Genomic DNA, 17,391 nt, shown 5'->3' with positions numbered 1-17,391 from the left:
ACCCACCAGCCCCGACTCACCGAAGGAAACGAACCGTGGCCTTGTCGATCTCCCTGGTCGTCCTGCTCGGCATCATCGTCCTCATCCTCGTACGCACCGGCTACCAGCGGATCATGCCGGGCATCGCCGTCTGCCTGTTCGGCTTCTTCCTCGCCAGCACCGGCATCGCCCCCACGGTCAACAGCGCGATCCCCTCCCTCACCGGCTGGATCAGCAGCTTCTGACCAGCCCGATCCCCCCGCCCGTACGCGAAGGAGAGCCCGATGAACAACCGCCCCCTGGTCCTGGTCGTCGACGACGGTGCCGACGTCCTCGCGGCCAGCCCCGAGGCCCGCGCGCTCGTCACCGAGCTGCTGCTCACCGGCCGCCGCAACGGCCTCGTTGTCCGCACCGAGGACCGCTGGCCGCTGACGCAGTACCCGACGCCCGACGCCCTCGACGAGGCCGCCGCCGACCCGCAGTAGCACCGCCCCGCTCCCCCACCCCCTGCGCCCTCCCCACCCACCCGGCGGGGAGGGCGCCCCTCTGCCCCCGGAGATCACCGTGGACTTCGAGCCCATCACCCGCCCGCTCACCGACGCCGAAGCCCGCGCCGAGGCCGAGCGGATCATCACCCAGTCCTTCCAGCCCGAGACGCCGCCCGTGCGGCACTTCCCGACGTCGTTCCGCGACAACACCGAGGTCCCGCCGTACGGCGACACCCCGCCCGTCCATCAGGACGACAAGCGGATCGTCCCGGCCTGGGCCGCCGGGATCGCGGTCGCCTCCATCGGCGTCGGCACCGGGATCACCGGAATCGGCTGCGGGGCCTGGCTCGTACTCCAGGGCCTGGCCTCCGTCACGCTCTACGGCGTCCTGATGGTCACCCTGCCCTTCGCGGGACTCGCGATGGTCGCCACCGCCATCGGCGGCGCGGTCAGCAAGGCCCGCCAGTCGGTGTCCAAGACGGTCTACGAGGGCCCGGTCGTGCAGAACACGCAGATCAACAACACCAGCAACCAGCGGGGGATGTTCTCCCGCACCCGCAACGACGTCCGCTGAACTCCGGGCGCCCTGCCTCGCATCCGACACCGCCCGCCAGCCGGGCCTCGGGTGCGGGACAGGCCGTCCGGCCTCACCGGTCAGTCGTAGTCGATCCAAATCCGGCCGTAGTCATCGACCTCGGCACCCCGGATCTGCCCGTCCACGATCGCCCGGTCGATCGTCACCTCGACCTCGTAGTCGACGTCGATCCACAGCACACCGTCGTCGTCGGTGAACGCGGGCCAGATCGTGTCGTCCGTGTCGATGACCTGGTCGAAGACGATCTCCACCGGCTCATCCCGGGTGAACCACCCCATCGCAGCCGCCCCCTTCACCTCTGTCGATTCCGTCGCTCACCCACAGCTTGGCCCACTCGCACGCTCCGTGAACCCCGCATCACCAACAAGGAGTTGCTCCGTGCAGAACGACAACGCGCCCCGCACCGACCGCCAGGAGCTCGCCCACCTCCCCGTGCCCCTCCCGAAACCGCAGACCAAGGACCGGCCGTTCGCGGCGCTCCGTACTTGGTGGGACAAGGCGTGGGAAGACGACGGCGTTCTGAACCTGATGTGGATGGACATCCTCAACGTCCCCCAGGACGGGCTGCGGCACATGGCCCCCTGGATCAGGGCCGTCCTGATGCTGACCGCAGCGTCCTTCGTCCTGCTGGTGGTGGCGGCCGTCGGCGAAGCCGCCCTCCAGACGCTGCACCAGCTGCTCACCGCCGTGCCCACAGTGCAGGTCGGCGTCGACACCTCCGACAGCGTCCTCGCCATCGTCGACCAGCCGGTCCGCACCTACATCGCCCAGCACTCCGCCGGCCTCCCGATCGCCGCCTCCACCGTCTACACGCTGTGGCTGGCCACCGGCATCGCTGCCCTGGTCCTCGGCTACTTCACCCGCAGCAACGCGCTGCGCGCGATGTGGACCGCGTGGGGCGCGGCCACGGTGTTCATGGTCTGGACGGACACCCCGGACACCAGCCGCACCATCGCCGTCGCCCTGACGGCCCTGGCCTGGACGCTCCTGTCCGCGCTCGCGCTGAACGGCCTGACCCTGCGCCGCACCGTCGGCCGCCCCGCCAACCCCGCGAAGACCCCCACCCGGCCCGACGTCCACATCCACATGCCCGCCCCGGCCGTCGACCAGCACAGCAACTGCCCCTTCCGGGACTGACCTCCGGTCGCTCCGCCTGGCCCTCGCCCACCCCGGTGGGCGAGGGCCGGACAGGCCGACCGGCCTGACCCACACCGAGAAGGGATGCACCCCATGACCGTCGAAACTCGCGACGAGACGATCCGCTACACCGCCGACGTCGTCCTCCTCGCCGTCGGCCACGTCCTGCTCATCCAGCGCCGCTGGTACCCGCACGCCGGATCCTGGGCCCTTCCGGGCGGCCACGTGGACGCCGGGGAGACGTCCCTCCAGGCCGCCGTACGCGAGCTGAAGGAGGAGACCGGCATCACCGTCCCCGTCGACGCCCTGGGTCAGGTCGGTGCGTTCGACGCCCCCGGCCGCGACCCGCGCGGCCGCTACGTCACCGTCGCCTACACCGCGACTCTCCCCGAGCCCGACGCCCCAACCCCGCTGGACGACGCGGCCGACGCCCGCTGGTGGCCGCTGACCGATCTCCCGCCCCTGGCGTTCGACCACGCCGACATCCTCACCGCCAGCACCCGCTGACCCGGCCACCTGCCCGGCCCTCACCCTCTTCCGGATCATCCGGGCGGTGAGGACCGGCCAGGCCGCCCGGCCTGCACCCCAACACACCCTCGCAGGGAGCTTTGCCATGCCCATTCGCACCCTCACCGCCGCCCGTCCCGGTCCCGTCCTGGTCGATGCCCAGCTCCTCGGGGCGGCGGGGACCATCACCGTCCGCACCGCACACGACCGGACGACGGCGGAGATCACCCTCCGCACCGCTGATGAGACCGGGCCCCTGGCCGACGCGGTCGCCAACGCCCGCCTTGACGCGGACAGCACCGCCCTCACCGCCCACGTCCAGGCCGCCGGCCGAGCAGACACCAACGTGGACAGCGGTGTCCTCGTCGGCGGCAACAAGTACGGCGTCGTGCAGAACGTCCGCAACAACTACGGATCGATGATCGCGGTGTCCGGCGGTGACCTCAACATCGGGCCTGGCGGGCTCACCTTCAACGGGCAGTCCCGGCTGGTGTCCGGCTCGACGATCGAGATCCTCGCCCTGGTCCCCGAGGGCAGCTCGCTCACCGCCCGGACCCAGTCCGCCGACGTCACCGCCTACGCCACCCTCGCCACCGTGCAGGTGGCCACCGAGTCCGGGAACATCACCGCCGCGCACACCACCGACATCACCGCCACCAGCCAGGCCGGTGACATCCACCTCGGCCGCACCGACGTCGCCCGCGCCACCACCCAGGCCGGGGACGTCACCGTGAACGACTTCGGCGGCACCGCCCACCTGAAGAGCGTCTCGGGCGACCTGCGCCTCCACGCCGCCGCCGGAGGCGACGTCACCGCGAACACCGTGGCCGGTGACGTCACCATCACCGCCACCGACCGCGCCATCGACGACGGCCTGGACATCCGGGCCCACAGCCGGCCGGCGACGTACGGCTTCCCCGCACCAGCCCGCACCACACCCGTGGCCCCCGCCGCCGCCAGCCCTGACCAACCACTCAGCCCGTCGGGGCCGGGCCACGCTCCCTGCGCGCCCCGGTCCCCGCCAGGCACCCCGGAACCCTGGAGGAACCAACTCGTGCTCGCTCCCCGCCCGCGCCGCCGAACCGGACGGCCCCGCCCGCAGCGCCCCGGGCCCCGCTACCCGCTGCCCCCGCAGCGCTTACCGGGCTCCTGGAGCCGGTGATGCCGCGCACCCGCCGCAAGCGCCCCAACAAGGTGGCGCGGGTGCCGCGCAGCGACGCGACCCTGCCCGAGTTCGATCGTGGCGCCGTACCCGAAGGCCTCCTCACGAGACGGGCTCTTCGGGAGATGGGCCTGAGCCCCGGCGACAACGAGGGCCCGGTCGCGATCCTGCGATGCCGCCTGTGCGCGACCCGGCCCAACTGGTCGTGCCGCCACCCGACCCGGGGGTTCCTGCTCCGGGTCGATCTGGCCCGGCCCAAGCGCACGCCGACGCTGGCCCAGGAGCTGGCACTGGACCGCGCCATCGCCGCAAGTGGCTTTGTTCACGAGTCGCGACAGCGTTTGTTCAGCAGCTCGGGAGGCACCCGGATCCGTTCACGGCCGTTGTTCACGAGAACGGGAGGCACCTGGAGGCGGGGGTTCCCTGTTCGAACAGGGTCAGGTCAGACGTAGGCCAGAAGGGGGCACCAGCCGTGCTCGGGCCGCGGCGCGTACCTCGGACGTCTCCATCGGATCATCGCGCAGCAGGACGATCCGTCCCATGGTCTCCGGGCCCGCGGGTGCAGAGGCGATTCCCAGTAGGCGCGCCGTCTCCTCACAGTCCCAGAGGGACTCGGTGTACACGTAGTCCAGGCCGTCCCTGTTGATGGCGGCGAGTGCCTCCAGGTACGCGGTCCGCTCATAAGAGTGCGGGGTGTGCAGCCAGAAGCGCCGCAGGTAGGGCACTGCGTCGGCGGCGTCGACTCCGAACCGGGCCAGGCGCCGGGCCGTCCGGTCGGGGCCGCACCAGGTCCGCGCCGTCCATTGCTGTGCGAGTTCTTCTACGAGTCCCGGCAGTGCCTCGGGCCCGGGGTGTTCGGCCAGGATGTCGGCTCCCAGCTGGGCCAGCCAGGGGCGTTCGTCCTGCGCCCAGCCGTGGGCTGCGGGTACGGCGGCGGTGCCGAGGCGCTCAACGGCCCGCCTGAGCCGGGGCAGAGGTCGGCGGCCGTCCGGGGTGCCGAGCGAGGGGATCAGCGGGATCAGTTCTGCAGAGGGCTCTCTGCTGTTCAGCGCACGCAGTGCCTCGACCTTCGTGGCGTTTTCCGTACGGGGGTCGGTGAGCAGGGGGAGGAGGTCTGCGGTCCTGAGCCCGGTCAGTGACGGCCGCGTTGAGGACGGCCGGCTCTGTACTTCGATCCCGAACCTCGTCCACGGCTCGGAGAACCACGGAAGCTCCGCTTCTCCGCTGATCCGAGCGCGCGCGATGTCACCGAGGTCTTCCCACCACTCTGCCGGCCATCCAGCTGATACCGACTCCAGCACACGGACCCAGTGCGCGCCTCTCCGGACATACGCCCGAAGCCCCTCCCGGGCCTCGTCCGATCCTGCAAGAGCCAGCAGCTCCAGTACCTCACAGGCCCGCAAGCAGGACTCCTCGTCCCCCGTCAGCAGGTCCACGACCGGCGCCGGGGACAGCTCCAGGTCCCGGACCAGCCGCGCCAGGTACAAAGACCGATCGTCGGTCCCGTCCCATCGCCAGTCACGGCGGATCCCGTCGTACACGAACGCAGCGGCACCCTGCGGGTCCTGGAGCGCGCGTACCGCGCCCAGGCCACGCCCCCGTTGCAGCATGCCCTCGACGGAATCGGGGTGGGCGTATGTCGTCTCATACTCATCGCTCATCACCTGGAACCTTGCCCGACTCGGTCACCACCCCGCCAGGCGATATCGATCGGGTCCCACCGGACAGCGCTCTGGTCGCACACGCCCAGTCCACGACGAGGCGGGGTGCTGTCGGAACCCGTGAACAATCCGCCTCAGCGCCGGCGGCTCTGTGCCGCCCGATCCAGTGACGAACTGCTGCCCGTTCTCGTGAACAGAGCCACCGCAAGGAGCACCTGCCCGAAGTGCGCGCGCCGGTACGTCTACTGCCTGCCTCTGCGCACCGTCGGTTCCTGCGACCCGTGCGCCCAGGGCTACGAACCCAGCTCCGACACCTACTTCACCTCCACGGCTCCGGTGACTCACCGGCTCGCCGCCTGAACGCCCGTCCCCACAGGAGTGAACCGAATGACCGAGATCCTCACCGCACCCGCCACCGGCTCCCCGCTGGCGCTGCTGTTCGACATCGCCGCCAGCACTGCACAGCTCTGCGCCGGCCTCGTCCAGGACGAAGAGCGCGACCTGGCGGAGACCGCGGCCGCCGACCATATCTACACCGCCTACTCCGACACCCTCGGCCGGGCCGTGGACCACGACACGTGGACCGGCTTCCCCGCCCTGCGCGACAACAACGTCCAGCCCAGCGCGGTAGCGCACCTCGACGGCGGGCTGTGGCTGCACCACACGATCACCGCCGACGCCGACTACCGCGACGCCCTCACCCTCCTCGTGCCCTGCGCCTGCGGCCACGGTTACGTCCCCACGCTCCTCGAGGACGAGAGGGACCTCCTGGAGCTCCTGACGGAGCTGCGCGCCACCGGCGGCCGCGCCGTCCACAGCGACGACACCGGCGGCCCGTACTGCGACAGCATCCCGGCCACCTGAACGCCCCTCCGCCCCAGGCCGCACAGGCAGGGGCGGAGGCGCACACGGGGACGGCCGCAGCATCGGCAAAGAGGCCGGCCGCCCCCACTCCCCCTTCACCCGCATTCGAGATCAGGAGACCCACCAGCATGCCCCACCGCCTCACCACCGAGCGCCTGGCCCTCTTCGCCACCCTCCTGACGACCTTCGGCGAGCTGCACCCGGCCTGTGACCACTGGGCCCAGGGCAGCAAGACCGCGTCCCGGAAGCGCATGTACGGCGAGGACCTGGTCCACGCCGACGGCACCCCCGCCACGCCGGACTCGACCCGACCGGCCATGACCACCAGCACCCTCGGCAGGCGCGCGGTCGCCTGCCACGTCGCCTCGTACACCGCCGTCCAGCTGGCCGCGACGATCGGCATCACCCGCGCCTTCGGCTACCGGGTCACCCCGGCGGCGCTCCTCGCCGGAGCGGCCATCAACGTCACGACCCACGCCGCGATCGACCGCGGAGCGCTGCTGCTGTGGCTGGCGAAGAAGACCGGGAAGACCGGCTACATCGAGCACTGCCAGGCCGTCCGTATGGACGACGACGGCACGCTCACCCGCGAGGTGAACGGGCCCGGCACCTCCTGGATGGAACTCGACGCGTCGCTCCACCGAGCGATCGGGATCGGCGCGGCCGCTGTCACCACCTGGCTCACCACCCGCCCCGGCACCCGCTGACATGGCGAACCAGAAGGCGACGAATCCGCCCCGCGGCGAGTGCACGCAGTGCTGGTACCACGCCTACGCCAGCCGTCAGGCCCACGCCGCTCTCGGCCCGCGTGAGGACTGCCCGCAGTGCGTGGACCACATGATCAACGGCCACCCCGACCACATGGTCGTCCGCTGACGACCCCGCACAACGCCGCCGACCCACTCACCCATCACGCCGGGCAGCACCCCGATCCCCGCTGCCCGGCGCCCCTTTCTCCTGAGGAGATCCGCATGACTGAGCTCATCTACCCTCCGATGCCCGAGAACAGTCTGGTGGTCCTCATCGGCCCTTCCGGTGCTGGGAAGTCCACGTTCGCGCGCACCTGGCCCGCCTCGCAGGTCCTGTCCCTGGACGCACTGCGCGAGGTCGTCAGCGACGACGCCGGGGACCAGGGTGCGACCGGTGACGCGGTCGCCGCCCTGCACCTGCTCCTGGAGGCAAGGATGCGCCGCGGCCTGTTCACGGTCGTCGACGCCACCAACGTCACCCGGGAAGCCAGGGAGCCCTTGGTCGCCGCAGCCAAGCGGCACAACATGGTGCCGATCGCGGTCATGGTCACCACGCCTGCGAGCGTCTGCATCGAGCGGCAGGGCTCACGGCCGGCGAACCGCATGGTGCCCGAGGCCACGATCATCAAGCAGCGCCAGGACATGGTCAACTCGCACCAGACCTTTTCCCTGGGGAAAGAGGGTTTCGCGACCGCCTTCTCCGACCGCTTCGACCGGCTCCTGCCGTTCCTCGAACGGCGGAGCGCCGCCCGGCAGGCCGACCTCGGCCTCGACGGCGGCGACGGTCTCGGTGATCTGAACCTGGTGGCCCGGACGTTCGGCAAGGAGATCGTGCCGCTGTGGCGGTGGAAGCCCGGCTCGAACATCGCCGGCGGTGACCGGGTCGCGGAGATCCGCCTCGGCCAGCAGTACCTCACCCTCGCCCTGCGCACCGACATCGACGGCGAGGGCGACATCGGGTTCGACGTCGCCGTGCCGTGCCCGCACGACGACGAATGCACCGGTAGGGCCTGGGCGCCCGCCTACAGCATCACCTGCCTGTTCCGCGCGCTGAACGGCGACCTGGACGACGACGAGGACATCATCTGCACCGTCCACGGCCCCAACCACGCCGACGACCAGGACGACGAGGACACCCCCGGCCTCGATGTGGGCGACCTCGAAGCGGTCCACGGCTGACGGACTCTCCGTGCCGCCCCGGCCCCCGGCTCACTGCCCGGGGCCGGGGCGGTCGCGGTGGTCCCTCAACCGCCGCGACCCGAGAGGAGATGGACGTCATGCCCCAGCCCCCGTACTACGAGGTCGACGTCCCCATACGGAACACCGAGGCACCCGGCCTGGAAGGCGTGCACGTGTTCACCGGCTGGGCGGACAGCCGCGCCGCCGCCGTCCAGGCCGCCCATGCCGCCTACGACGCGGCCCGTACCGCAGCGGAGGCCGGACGCGAGATCCCCCACGGGCGCGCGGACGGCTGGTGCTGCTGCGGATACCGGCCCGGCTGGGAACTCGACTGGTCTGCCGCCACGGCCGGCCCCTGGACGAGCCCGTACAGCTGGCTCAACTCCACGACCTACGAGCTGTAGCTCCACCCCGGGACGGACGCCACGACGTCCAAATCAGCCGCCCGTCCCGGGCCACCCATCCCGTACTAGACGAGAGGGAGCCCTCAGTATGAACTCCGCCGTGCGCTTACCGGGCCGGATCAGCCCGCACGCCCTCCTGTTCACCACCGCCGCCGTTCCGCTGACCGGCTGGGCGGTCCACGCCGTCGCCCTGCACAAGAAGCTCGCGGCGACGAAGCGCGACCCGCTGACCGGGCTGCTGCGCCGCGACACTTACACCGCCCGCGCCCGCCGCATCCTGGCCCGCCACGGCGAGTCCGCGGCTGTGGTGATGGTCGACGCCGACCGCTTCAAGGCCGTGAACGACACCCTGGGCCACGCGGCCGGAGACACGGTCCTCGCCGCGTTCGGCTTCCGGCTCACCGCCTGGGCGGGCCCCCGCTCCGCGGTCGGCCGCCTCGGAGGCGACGAGTTCGCCGTGGTCCTGGAGCTGACCTCCGGCCGCCGCGAACAGCGCCTGGAGCAGCTGGTCCGGATGCTGCACACCCCGGTCACCCTGGACGACGGCCGCACCGTGGCCGTCGCCGCCTCCGTCGGCGCCGCGACGCCGGACGTGCTCGGCACCCGCGACCTGTCCGCCCTGCAGAGGGCCGCCGACGCCGCGCTGTACGCGGGAAAGCACTCCGGCCGTGCCGTTCTCGCGACGGTGGAACAGACCAAGGTGCCGTCCATCAACGGGCGCCGGGCCGGCCGCCCGGGCACCACCGGGTGGGGGCGAGCCGCATGAGCGTCGCACTCCTTCCCGAGGGCGACTGGATCCGGGGCATCAGCATCAAGCAACCCTGGGCGGCCGCGATCCTGACCGGCGCGAAGAGCATCGAGAACCGACCCCGGCCGTGGCGGACCGGCTGGGTACTCCTGCACGCGAGCCAGCAGATCGACCGCCCCGCCCTGCGCCTCCCGCTCGTCGCCCGCACGATCCGCGACCGCCAGCTGGTCACCGGCGCGGTGGTCGGCATCGCCCGGATCACCGACTGCCACCAGGACCCCGAAGGGTCCCCGCTCTGCTCCCCCTGGGCGCACCCGGAGGCCTGGCACCTCGAACTCGCCGACGTCCAGCAGCTCCCCCTGCCCGTCCCCGCACGCGGGCAGCTCGGCCCGTGGAAACCGACCGAGGACCTGGTCGACCAGGTCCTCCAGCAGCTGCCCGACTTCAGGCCGTGACCCGCGCCCGAGCCAAGAAGGCGTCGGTGGAGCCGGGCTTGATCCCGGCCCCCGGCGGCCTCCTCGACTGGCGCGACGCCAGCCACTTCGACCGCTGGCAGGACCGCCCCTGCAACCTGTGCGACCAGCCAACACCGATGCGCTCCCACACGGGAGAGCCGGTCCACAAGAGCTGCGCCGAAAAGTGGATCGCGGCGAACCCCACCGAGGCCCGCCTCGGCCGGTTCGCCTCCGACGCCCAGGCCGGACGCCGCCGCGCCGACGACCACGCCTGACCGGCAGCACCGAACTCACCAGGGTGAACCGGTCACCTCACCACGAACCCGCCCCGAGTCGTGACCCCGTACGAACTCCCGCGGTGAGCAAACCGGTGACCGCACCCCGGTTTCCTCAGCACACGCACCCACCGCCACGAGAACGCAACCCCCGCGACCCTACTCCTGAACTCCTCCCCCGGAGGTCCCTCATGAGCACCAGCCACCAGGACCACGCCTATCCCGAACCCGCAGCCCACCCGAACTGGTCCAGCCGCCACAAGCCCCGGCCCCTCACCCCGGCCCAGCAGAAGCAGAACCGAGACGCCCTCCTCCGCGCCCAGCACACCCCCCGCCCCCGCCACACCCGCAAGACCACCACGAAGGCCACCCGATGAACCCCATCACCCTCGACGGATACCTCGACACGGCCCCGGAACCCGGCCCCCACACCGCAGCCGCCCACTTCGACCTGATCCGCCTCCCCGACCACCTCGACACCACCGAACCGGACTCCTGCGCGCAGGTCTTCGCCTGCACCACCGAAACCCCCGCCGCCACCGAGCTGATCCTGCACCGGGCCCAGCTCGGAGACCTCCTGCTCATCTCCGGCACCGTCACGGAGACCGGCTCCCCCGGCACTCCCCCGCATCTGCGCGTCCACGCGATCGACGTCCTCGACACCGCGCCGCTCACCACCCTGGGAGCCACAGTGCTGGAGCGCTACGGCACCTACGTCCTCGTGTTCGACGCCGACCACGACGAGATCCCCGTCTTCACCACCACCGGCCGCTGGGTCGGCGAAGCCGCCACCCCCAGCACGATCGGCCACCTCATCCACGCCTTCGAGAACACCAACCAGCCCTGAAGACCACGCCCTCCCCCAGCCCGCCGGCCGCACACGATCCCGCGCCACCGAACCCGACCCCAGACCAAGGACGCTCATGCTCACCTTCTTCAACCAGTTCCCCCAGCGGATCTCCGACGTCACCACCCAACTCACCACCCACGGCATCCCGCTCACCGCCCCCACCACCCCGGCCCCTCCCCCGGACCCCGATGCCCCCTGGGCCAACAGCCGGCCCGCCCCACCGGTCGACCGCACCACCCTCGCCTGGTGCACCGCAGCCCAGATGCTGAGCACCCACCACCGCACCCCCCTCAGCACCCAGGTCCTCTCCGCCGACGCCCTGATCCGCGAGCTCGGAGTCCGCGGCCTCGCACAGCTCCACACCGACCTCCACGACGGCGCGCCCATCGACTACCGCTTCACCCGCTGCCCGTACTGCTCCGGCTGCGGCGAAGACCCCCTCCTCCCGTACTGCGCGGAACTCGGCTGTCCCCCGCAGTACGAGTTCATCGGCCACGACCACATCTGCCCGGTCTGCATGGGCGCCGACTACCAGCCCGACTGGTTCGGTGAGGAGCGCATCATCGAACTCGACCACCTAGTCGACGCCCCCGTCCTCGCGTGTACCGCACGGTTCTCCCGGCTCAGGCAGAGGGTCCGCCGCCTCACGCGTCGTTGAGGGGAGCAGGAGAACGCATCAGGCCCCGTAGGTCCCACGGCGTGGGACCTACGGGGCCTTTTGTGTTTTCTGGGCGGATCGCGCACTCGCCTCGCTGGAAGGTGCCGGCCTACCCCTGCGGCAAGCAGTAGCGCTCCTCCTGAGGCTGCCTGCCGCCGATCGTGCTGCCGAGCAGGAGATGCTCGCACAGCTCAGCGCGGACGCGGTAGGTCCGAGATCTGTGCCCCTGGATGCGCGTTGGTCGGGCCCGCACCCGCTGCGGATCAAAAGGTGCTTTCCGAAGAAAAGCCGTCCTCTTGGAGAAAAGCGAACGCCTGGAAGGGGTCTCAGGCGGGCGATCTCAAGAAGCCTGGGGTGAAGGGATGCGGCGTCGCCTCTCAGGTCGTTAGCTGGCCGTACAGCCAGTTTGCCCCTCCTGGAGAGGGAGTTGACTCACCCTTTTGGCCGCGAGAGAGGCTGCTGCGACTGAGTGCTGTACCTGGCCTCTTAGCGCCGTAGTTGGCCTGTCGGAGTGTTCTGTTGCCCTGCGCAGTCTTCGTCCGGCACATTGCCCCCGCAGCGCGGGGCCACAGCACCGCCTTCGAGCCGGGTCACCGTAAGGTGCAGCGTGACCGGACGGAGCTGTGGTCGGCGGCGTTCAGTAGCGAGGTGCAACCGGTCGGTGGGTCCGGCGGCTCGGCGCGTTGTCGTAGGCATGCGCGATCATGCCGTCATCGGGCGTGAGGCCACGGGGAGAGGTTTCGTTGAATGCTCTGGTGAGGGACTTGGGCTGCCCGGACCGGTGCGTCGCGGCGGCGGAGGTACTGGTCAGCGGCGGAGAGGTGGCGGCGGAGGCCATCGTGCGTGAGCTGGCGGATGAGCTGTCGCCGGTGCAGTGGCTGGATGCCGTGCCCGTGCTCCAGCGCATCGGGGACGCGGCGTTCGACCGCCTGGTCCAGGAGCTCCTCGACGCGTCCACGGCGGAGGCCAAGGACAGGGTCGGCCTCGCGTTCACATGGCTGGGCGCGGGTTTTCTGGGCCAGTACATCACGGCGATGTCTCATACCTCGGCGTTCGTCCGCTGCCGGGCGGTGGCCGGGATACGGCTCTGTGATGGGGTCGGCGTGTCGACGATCCCTGCTTTGTTGCCGTTGCTCGGCGACCCCGACCCTGAGGTCGCCCAACAGGCGCAGGACACCTTGGTGATCCGTGGCAAGGAGATCGAAGCCAGCCCTGTTCCTCTGCTCCAGCAGATCCGGCGGGCGGGGCCCGGCCGACAGCGTGCCCGGGCGCTGACTGTCCTCGCGGCGCTCGGCGGGGAGACCGTGCTGCCCGCGCAGGACGTGGCGGCAATCGAGCGCCTCATCCGCGTGAAGCTCCCGGATGACCAGCCGATGGCATCGTGGGCCTGCTGGAATCACTGGATCGCGGTGCCGAGCGGGGATCAGGCCGGGATCATCAGCATCCTGGGCCTCACAGACCCGAGACCGGTGACCTTCGCGCTCGGCAACGACATCGTGGACTCCGACGGACACGACGCCGAACAGGGGAGCCACGGGCGCTTCACCAGGGTCTTCGTCACCCCCGAACTCGACGGCTGGACCTTCGTGCTCGGCGCGTGGTGCGACCCCTGCGACGCGGAACGGAGCGAGGACGTCCTGAAGCTCTGCACCCGCCTCAGCTCACGCTACGGACGCGCCGAGGCGTACTACTACGGCGCTCAAGGCGATGGCTCCGCTTGGCTCGTCACCGAGCACGGCAAGGTGCTCCGACGGTACAGCGAGACCGGCGACGGCGAGGACCATCTGCTCACCCTGGGCGATCCCCTTACGTTCGAACAGAAACGCAGAGAAGAGCTCGGCCTCCAGCCCGTATGGGACGCAGCGCTGGAATCCGAGGACGACGCCGACGAATGGCAATGGGCAGCATTCGAACTCGCACCCCAGATCGCCCAGCATCTCGGGACCAGCCCCCTCCGCATCGGCTCGGAGACCACCTCACGCGGCGTCGGCGTCATCGCCCTCACCCCCTACGGAGTTGCCCACCGGGTGCCAACAGGCACGTACTGCATCTGAAGAATCTGCCGACCGTGGACCACGTCGGCCCTCTCGCGCCCGGCGTCCCCGTGGCGCAAGACTGAGCCCGCAGTTGGCCAGACGGGCAATCTCGAGCACTCGGTCACAGCGGCTGGGGATCTGCTAGCCAACCGCAGCGGTTGACGTGACTGAGCGTCTGAGCTGGCGGCGTTCACCGGCCGAGGACCAGTGGGCTCTGGGGGCGTCGGCCTCGAAGCTGATGCGGCGCTCGTGTTGAGGCGGCCTTGCACGAGTGGCTGGAGTACCTCGTCGGCTGGGCATCACCGGTTCCCGACCGGTCCGCCGGCCGTAGTGCTGGACGAGGGCGAACGACATGGCGTCCGCCCAGTGGTCTGCCAGCACGCTGGAGTTGACCGCAGCTGTCTGGTTGGCCGAGGTGAGCGTTGATGCCAGCCGTTCCGTTCGCAAGGTCCGCTGATAACGGCGTTATCAGCGGCTGGCCGGTGGATTGCGGTACTTCGGCTTTGTCCAGCATAGTTGGCCAGTCTCCCTGAAGCGTGCGCGGTTTCAGCGCCGTTTGACCGGATGGGCGGCTGGTGCTCTGTAGCTGGTCAGCGGGTGGAGCTCTCGGCTGGGGGCCACGGTCCCTCGAAGGCGGGCCCGCAGTCGTTCGGCAGGTGGGCGATGACCAGCGCGGCTGCCTCATTCGGTGTGAGTGAGTCGCCCAGGACACGCGGAGATGCGCCCAGCGGCGCGTACACGATGCACGATTGCGCGTCGCCGACGATGAACGGCAGATCGTTGCTCCAGGGGAAGTGCGTGTTGCGGTGAAGGGTGAGTGCCCCGTGGCTCGGAAACGGGAACAAGGCCCGCAGCCGAGGTTCTGCGTAGGCGGCCTCGATGACTGCGGGCTCTCCCCGTCGCGCCGTGGGATGCCTCTCGAGCATGAGCCGCCACGTCTTCTCGACTACCGTCTCCTCAGCCATCTCGTGATCATGACGTCTGTACTCGGTGAGGACAACCGCTCCATCTTGATGGTCGAACTGTGATGAGACAGGTCGGCAGTTCTGAGTCTGGGCTGGCGCTGGTCCTGGTCTGCTTGATGCGGCTGCGGGTGTCAGAAGCGCGTAGTCCGGCGGGTGCTGTGGTGTCAGGCTCCGGGCGCGCCACGCGGGTTGAGCAGGTGGGTTGGTCCCTTTTCGGTATTGGTTAGTAAGCTGACCTCATGGTCACTCCAAGTACTGCAGGAGACAGAGAGAAGGTCGTCTCCAAGCTGCCGTCCTGGCTGCGCCAGGACCTCAAGGTCCGTGCCGCTGAACTCGGCATCGACATCCAGGATGCCGTGTCCGCCGGCATCACCGCCTGGCGCGCATCAGCGTCCGGCGACTGCCCTGCTGTCGACACCTCAGGTTCCAGCTCCTTCTCCACCTGGCTGCCGCCGGGGCAGTGGGAAGAGCTCAAGAGCACCTGCAATGAGCGCGACGGCATGCCGTTCGTTCAAGGCCTCGCCCAGTCGGTGCAGACCTGGCTGAGGGCCAACCCCTCCCCCAGACACCGTCCTGTCACCGGCATCGTCCAGCGCAAGGTCGTCATAAACCAGAAGGGCGGGGTGGGGAAAACGGCGGTTGCTGCAGGTGTGGCACAGGCGCTGGCCGAGGACGGCATGCGCGTGCTGCTGGTGGACTACGACCCCCAAGGGCACCTCAGCGACCAGCTCGGTGTGGAGCAGCTCCCCCCGGGAACGGACAGCTTGGTGCTGCACATGTGCGGCGAAGGCAAGGGCCAGCTGAAGGACCTGGTCGTCACGCTGGAGTCACCTCGCTTCGAGAAGCGCCTTCATGTGCTGCCGGCCTGCCCGGACGGCTTCCTTCTCGACGCGAAGATCGCGGTCGCGCGGATGCGGAACAAGGAAGCCGCGCTGGAGCGGGCCCTGCAGCCACTGGAGAAGGACTTCGACGCGATCGTGATCGACTGCCCGCCGAGCCTGGGCATGGCGACCGACGCCGCGATCTACTACGGGCGGCGCCGCCAGGGAGAAGCCGAGGGGATCTCCGGCATGGTCATCCCCGTTCTGGCGGAGGACTCGTCGGCGACGGCCTACGCGATGCTGGCCGATCAGATCGAGTCCCTGCGCGAGGACCTGAATTTGGAGATCGAGTACCTCGGGATCGTGGTCAACCTCTACGACAGCCGACGTGGCGTCGTCGCCACATCCTCCCTCCGGGAGTGGAGGAACCTCGGGGACCCGAGGGTGCTCGCGGTGATCGGCGACCTCAAGGAACAGCGAGAAGCCGTACGGAAGCGGATGCCGCTGCTGGAACACGCCCCGCACTGTGACCAGTCGACGGGCATGCGGGAGATCGCGAGGCAGATTTCATGAGTTCCAAGGAAGACCAGCTGGGCGCATCGTCGTCGTTCGCCCGGGCCGGGAAGGCCCGCAGTGTCCGGCGCCAGCTGACCGACCAGGCTTTCGGAACCGTCGACCCCAATGAACTCCCGCTCGCCGAGATCAGCGCCAACCCCGACAACCCCCGCGAGACCCTGGGCGATGTCTCCGGCATGGCCGCCAGCCTCAGCGAGATCGGGCAGATCCAGTCGATCACCATCGCGTCCGTCGAGGCATACCTCCGGGACCGTCCGGAGCGCGCCTCGGAGCTTGAGCCCGGAGCGAGCTTCGTCGTCGTGGACGGGCACCGGCGCCTGGCTGGTGCCCGGGCTGCGGGGCTCGCGACGATAAAGGTCACCGTCGACGACGCGCGGGTCACCACGGACGAGGCTCTCCTGGAGTCCGCGTTCGTCGCGAACGCTCAGCGGGAGAACCTCTCCGATCTGGAAGAAGCCGCGGCGCTGAAGACCTTGGTGGCGTTCTACGGATCCCAGCACAAGGCAGCCAAGAGGCTCGGCGTCACCCAGCCCTACATCTCACAGCGCCTGTCCCTGCTGGAACTGACTCCCGAGCTCCAGGCAGATCTGGAGGCAGGCCGGCGCAAGGTCGAGCACGTGCGCGGGCTGGCCAAGCACGCTCCGCAGGAACAGCGCGCCGTGGCGGACGCTCGGGCTGAACAGGCCGCCGCGAAGAAGGGGAAGCGGAGTTCGCCTGCTTCTCCCCCGCCCGCTGATAACGCCGTTATCGCCCCCGAGCAGCCGCAGGCACAGACTCAGCGGGACTCCCCTGCCGATAGCGCCGTTATCAGCAAGCCCACCGAGGCACCCGAGGCACGAACGCCAACGGCCGAACAGCCGGAGCCGACGACTGATAACGCCGTAATCAGTCCCGCCACGGACCAGACCTCCCCGGAGCACCTCCCGTGGCACAACCCGCACGCGCTGAACAAGCTGGCCCGCCAGCACATGACCGCTGAGGACCGGCGCACCCTCGCCAAACTCCTCACCCAGGAGTGAGGCCACGCGGAAGCGTCCCTGCCGTGCCGACGAAGCACGGCAGGGACGCTCACCGCCCACCGGCCCGCACCCCCGAACACCCCCACAACTTGCTCCACAAGGAGGCTCCCGCGTGGCCGCGATGCAGCTGACACGCACGCACCGCATACTCATCGGGGTCGTCATCGCCGGTGCGGTGCTCATCGCCGCGATCGGTTTCGCGGGGTCCTACGCCGCCGTGCGCGAGCTCGCGGAGGACAAGGGCTTCGGGAGGTTCTCCCTGG

25 protein-coding genes are annotated in these 17,391 nt (G+C 70.1%); 22 read left to right on the top strand and 3 right to left on the bottom strand.

The window, feature by feature from the left end:
- Positions 1–35 precede the first annotated feature (35 nt).
- The 3 genes from IE272_RS37535 to IE272_RS37525 all read left to right on the top strand — a co-directional run bounded on the left by IE272_RS37535 (position 36) and on the right by IE272_RS37525 (position 1,041).
- Entirely contained in the window at positions 36–224 is a 189-nt protein-coding gene (locus tag IE272_RS37535; RefSeq protein ID WP_190010175.1) for a hypothetical protein, read from the top strand.
- A gap of 39 nt (positions 225–263) precedes the next feature.
- Entirely contained in the window at positions 264–464 is a 201-nt protein-coding gene (locus IE272_RS37530) for a hypothetical protein (protein ID WP_190010173.1), read from the top strand.
- A 79-nt stretch (positions 465–543) separates the two neighbouring features.
- Entirely contained in the window at positions 544–1,041 is a 498-nt protein-coding gene (locus IE272_RS37525) for a hypothetical protein (protein WP_190010171.1), read from the top strand.
- Positions 1,042–1,121: 80 nt separating this feature from the next.
- Here IE272_RS37525 and IE272_RS37520 read toward each other — a convergent pair whose 3' ends face one another.
- Positions 1,122–1,340, bottom strand: a complete 219-nt coding sequence (locus IE272_RS37520; protein WP_032769742.1) for a hypothetical protein — start codon at positions 1,338–1,340, stop codon at positions 1,122–1,124.
- Between the two features lie 100 nt (positions 1,341–1,440).
- Here IE272_RS37520 and IE272_RS37515 point away from each other — a divergent pair, with 100 nt between their 5' ends.
- The 3 genes from IE272_RS37515 (at position 1,441) to IE272_RS37505 (ending at position 3,868) form a co-directional block, all read left to right on the top strand.
- Complete coding sequence (locus IE272_RS37515) at positions 1,441–2,199, top strand: hypothetical protein (protein WP_190010169.1); 759 nt, start codon at positions 1,441–1,443, stop codon at positions 2,197–2,199.
- A gap of 93 nt (positions 2,200–2,292) precedes the next feature.
- On the top strand, positions 2,293–2,706 hold the full coding sequence (locus IE272_RS37510; RefSeq protein ID WP_190010166.1) for an NUDIX domain-containing protein: 414 nt from the start codon (positions 2,293–2,295) through the stop codon (positions 2,704–2,706).
- Positions 2,707–2,812: 106 nt separating this feature from the next.
- The gene (locus IE272_RS37505; RefSeq protein ID WP_190010164.1) at positions 2,813–3,868 is read left to right on the top strand and encodes a DUF4097 family beta strand repeat-containing protein; all 1,056 of its coding nucleotides are present in this window, start codon (positions 2,813–2,815) and stop codon (positions 3,866–3,868) included.
- Between the two features lie 437 nt (positions 3,869–4,305).
- Here the strand turns inward: IE272_RS37505 and IE272_RS37500 are convergent, their stop codons facing one another.
- The gene (locus tag IE272_RS37500) at positions 4,306–5,529 is read right to left on the bottom strand and encodes a hypothetical protein (protein ID WP_190010162.1); all 1,224 of its coding nucleotides are present in this window, start codon (positions 5,527–5,529) and stop codon (positions 4,306–4,308) included.
- A 120-nt stretch (positions 5,530–5,649) separates the two neighbouring features.
- Between IE272_RS37500 and IE272_RS37495 the strand changes: the two genes are divergently transcribed.
- From IE272_RS37495 to IE272_RS37435, 13 genes are all read left to right on the top strand, one after another.
- Entirely contained in the window at positions 5,650–5,889 is a 240-nt protein-coding gene (locus IE272_RS37495) for a hypothetical protein (RefSeq protein WP_190010160.1), read from the top strand.
- Positions 5,890–5,916: 27 nt separating this feature from the next.
- A complete protein-coding gene (locus IE272_RS37490; RefSeq protein ID WP_190010158.1) occupies positions 5,917–6,393 on the top strand; it encodes a hypothetical protein in 477 nt (158 codons plus the stop codon).
- A 128-nt stretch (positions 6,394–6,521) separates the two neighbouring features.
- Positions 6,522–7,100, top strand: a complete 579-nt coding sequence (locus tag IE272_RS37485) for a hypothetical protein (RefSeq protein WP_190010156.1) — start codon at positions 6,522–6,524, stop codon at positions 7,098–7,100.
- A 1-nt stretch (position 7,101) separates the two neighbouring features.
- A complete protein-coding gene (locus IE272_RS37480) occupies positions 7,102–7,269 on the top strand; it encodes a pRL2-8 (protein WP_190010154.1) in 168 nt (55 codons plus the stop codon).
- Between the two features lie 95 nt (positions 7,270–7,364).
- Positions 7,365–8,321 carry an ATP-binding protein gene (locus IE272_RS37475; RefSeq protein ID WP_190010153.1) on the top strand — a complete coding sequence of 319 codons (957 nt, stop codon included), beginning with the start codon at positions 7,365–7,367 and terminating at the stop codon, positions 8,319–8,321.
- Positions 8,322–8,419: 98 nt separating this feature from the next.
- Positions 8,420–8,725: a hypothetical protein gene (locus IE272_RS37470; protein ID WP_229898070.1), complete on the top strand. Its 306-nt coding sequence runs from the start codon at positions 8,420–8,422 to the stop codon at positions 8,723–8,725.
- Between the two features lie 88 nt (positions 8,726–8,813).
- Positions 8,814–9,491 carry a diguanylate cyclase domain-containing protein gene (locus IE272_RS37465; RefSeq protein WP_190010148.1) on the top strand — a complete coding sequence of 226 codons (678 nt, stop codon included), beginning with the start codon at positions 8,814–8,816 and terminating at the stop codon, positions 9,489–9,491.
- Positions 9,488–9,928 (top strand): ASCH domain-containing protein, encoded by a 441-nt coding sequence (locus IE272_RS37460; protein ID WP_190010146.1) that lies wholly within the window; start codon positions 9,488–9,490, stop codon positions 9,926–9,928. The genes IE272_RS37465 and IE272_RS37460 overlap by 4 nt, the downstream gene beginning before the upstream one ends.
- On the top strand, positions 9,925–10,203 hold the full coding sequence (locus IE272_RS37455; RefSeq protein WP_190010144.1) for a hypothetical protein: 279 nt from the start codon (positions 9,925–9,927) through the stop codon (positions 10,201–10,203). Before IE272_RS37460 ends, IE272_RS37455 begins: the two co-directional genes overlap by 4 nt.
- Before the next feature lie 191 nt (positions 10,204–10,394).
- On the top strand, positions 10,395–10,580 hold the full coding sequence (locus IE272_RS37450; protein ID WP_190010142.1) for a hypothetical protein: 186 nt from the start codon (positions 10,395–10,397) through the stop codon (positions 10,578–10,580).
- Complete coding sequence (locus IE272_RS37445) at positions 10,577–11,050, top strand: hypothetical protein (protein ID WP_190010140.1); 474 nt, start codon at positions 10,577–10,579, stop codon at positions 11,048–11,050. Before IE272_RS37450 ends, IE272_RS37445 begins: the two co-directional genes overlap by 4 nt.
- Positions 11,051–11,126: 76 nt before the next feature.
- Positions 11,127–11,711, top strand: a complete 585-nt coding sequence (locus tag IE272_RS37440) for a hypothetical protein (protein WP_190010138.1) — start codon at positions 11,127–11,129, stop codon at positions 11,709–11,711.
- 839 nt (positions 11,712–12,550) lie between these two features.
- Positions 12,551–13,765, top strand: coding sequence for a hypothetical protein (locus tag IE272_RS37435; RefSeq protein WP_229898068.1), 1,215 nt, complete (start codon positions 12,551–12,553; stop codon positions 13,763–13,765).
- Positions 13,766–14,337: 572 nt separating this feature from the next.
- Here the strand turns inward: IE272_RS37435 and IE272_RS37430 are convergent.
- Positions 14,338–14,712, bottom strand: coding sequence for a DUF6193 family natural product biosynthesis protein (locus IE272_RS37430; protein WP_190010136.1), 375 nt, complete (start codon positions 14,710–14,712; stop codon positions 14,338–14,340).
- 239 nt (positions 14,713–14,951) lie between these two features.
- On the opposite strand from IE272_RS37430, the gene IE272_RS37425 reads away from it, so the two are divergent.
- The 3 genes from IE272_RS37425 to IE272_RS37415 all read left to right on the top strand — a co-directional run.
- Positions 14,952–16,106 (top strand): ParA family protein, encoded by a 1,155-nt coding sequence (locus IE272_RS37425; RefSeq protein WP_190010134.1) that lies wholly within the window; start codon positions 14,952–14,954, stop codon positions 16,104–16,106.
- A complete protein-coding gene (locus IE272_RS37420) occupies positions 16,103–17,128 on the top strand; it encodes a ParB/RepB/Spo0J family partition protein (protein WP_190010132.1) in 1,026 nt (341 codons plus the stop codon). The genes IE272_RS37425 and IE272_RS37420 overlap by 4 nt, the downstream gene beginning before the upstream one ends.
- 112 nt (positions 17,129–17,240) lie before the next feature.
- Positions 17,241–17,391: DUF2637 domain-containing protein (locus tag IE272_RS37415; protein WP_190009068.1), on the top strand; the 151-nt coding region annotated here is incomplete at its 3' end.

The organism is Streptomyces anulatus (assembly GCF_014650675.1).
Lineage (GTDB): Bacteria > Actinomycetota > Actinomycetes > Streptomycetales > Streptomycetaceae > Streptomyces > Streptomyces anulatus.
This window is presented reverse-complemented; position numbering and strand designations above follow the sequence as displayed.

What these genes read in the sequence shown, in the direction of transcription:
- IE272_RS37475 (WP_190010153.1), top strand. Translation starts at nt 7,365, where the DNA reads ATGACTGAGCTCATCTACCCTCCGATGCCCGAGAACAGTCTGGTGGTC.
- IE272_RS37465 (WP_190010148.1), top strand. Translation starts at nt 8,814, where the DNA reads ATGAACTCCGCCGTGCGCTTACCGGGCCGGATCAGCCCGCACGCCCTC.
- IE272_RS37505 (WP_190010164.1), top strand. Translation starts at nt 2,813, where the DNA reads ATGCCCATTCGCACCCTCACCGCCGCCCGTCCCGGTCCCGTCCTGGTC.
- IE272_RS37520 (WP_032769742.1), bottom strand. Translation starts at nt 1,340, where the DNA reads ATGGGGTGGTTCACCCGGGATGAGCCGGTGGAGATCGTCTTCGACCAG.
- IE272_RS37500 (WP_190010162.1), bottom strand. Translation starts at nt 5,529, where the DNA reads ATGAGCGATGAGTATGAGACGACATACGCCCACCCCGATTCCGTCGAG.
- IE272_RS37490 (WP_190010158.1), top strand. Translation starts at nt 5,917, where the DNA reads ATGACCGAGATCCTCACCGCACCCGCCACCGGCTCCCCGCTGGCGCTG.
- IE272_RS37460 (WP_190010146.1), top strand. Translation starts at nt 9,488, where the DNA reads ATGAGCGTCGCACTCCTTCCCGAGGGCGACTGGATCCGGGGCATCAGC.
- IE272_RS37425 (WP_190010134.1), top strand. Translation starts at nt 14,952, where the DNA reads ATGGTCACTCCAAGTACTGCAGGAGACAGAGAGAAGGTCGTCTCCAAG.
- IE272_RS37430 (WP_190010136.1), bottom strand. Translation starts at nt 14,712, where the DNA reads ATGGCTGAGGAGACGGTAGTCGAGAAGACGTGGCGGCTCATGCTCGAG.
- IE272_RS37445 (WP_190010140.1), top strand. Translation starts at nt 10,577, where the DNA reads ATGAACCCCATCACCCTCGACGGATACCTCGACACGGCCCCGGAACCC.
- IE272_RS37440 (WP_190010138.1), top strand. Translation starts at nt 11,127, where the DNA reads ATGCTCACCTTCTTCAACCAGTTCCCCCAGCGGATCTCCGACGTCACC.
- IE272_RS37470 (WP_229898070.1), top strand. Translation starts at nt 8,420, where the DNA reads ATGCCCCAGCCCCCGTACTACGAGGTCGACGTCCCCATACGGAACACC.
- IE272_RS37480 (WP_190010154.1), top strand. Translation starts at nt 7,102, where the DNA reads ATGGCGAACCAGAAGGCGACGAATCCGCCCCGCGGCGAGTGCACGCAG.
- IE272_RS37450 (WP_190010142.1), top strand. Translation starts at nt 10,395, where the DNA reads ATGAGCACCAGCCACCAGGACCACGCCTATCCCGAACCCGCAGCCCAC.
- IE272_RS37420 (WP_190010132.1), top strand. Translation starts at nt 16,103, where the DNA reads ATGAGTTCCAAGGAAGACCAGCTGGGCGCATCGTCGTCGTTCGCCCGG.
- IE272_RS37485 (WP_190010156.1), top strand. Translation starts at nt 6,522, where the DNA reads ATGCCCCACCGCCTCACCACCGAGCGCCTGGCCCTCTTCGCCACCCTC.
- IE272_RS37530 (WP_190010173.1), top strand. Translation starts at nt 264, where the DNA reads ATGAACAACCGCCCCCTGGTCCTGGTCGTCGACGACGGTGCCGACGTC.
- IE272_RS37510 (WP_190010166.1), top strand. Translation starts at nt 2,293, where the DNA reads ATGACCGTCGAAACTCGCGACGAGACGATCCGCTACACCGCCGACGTC.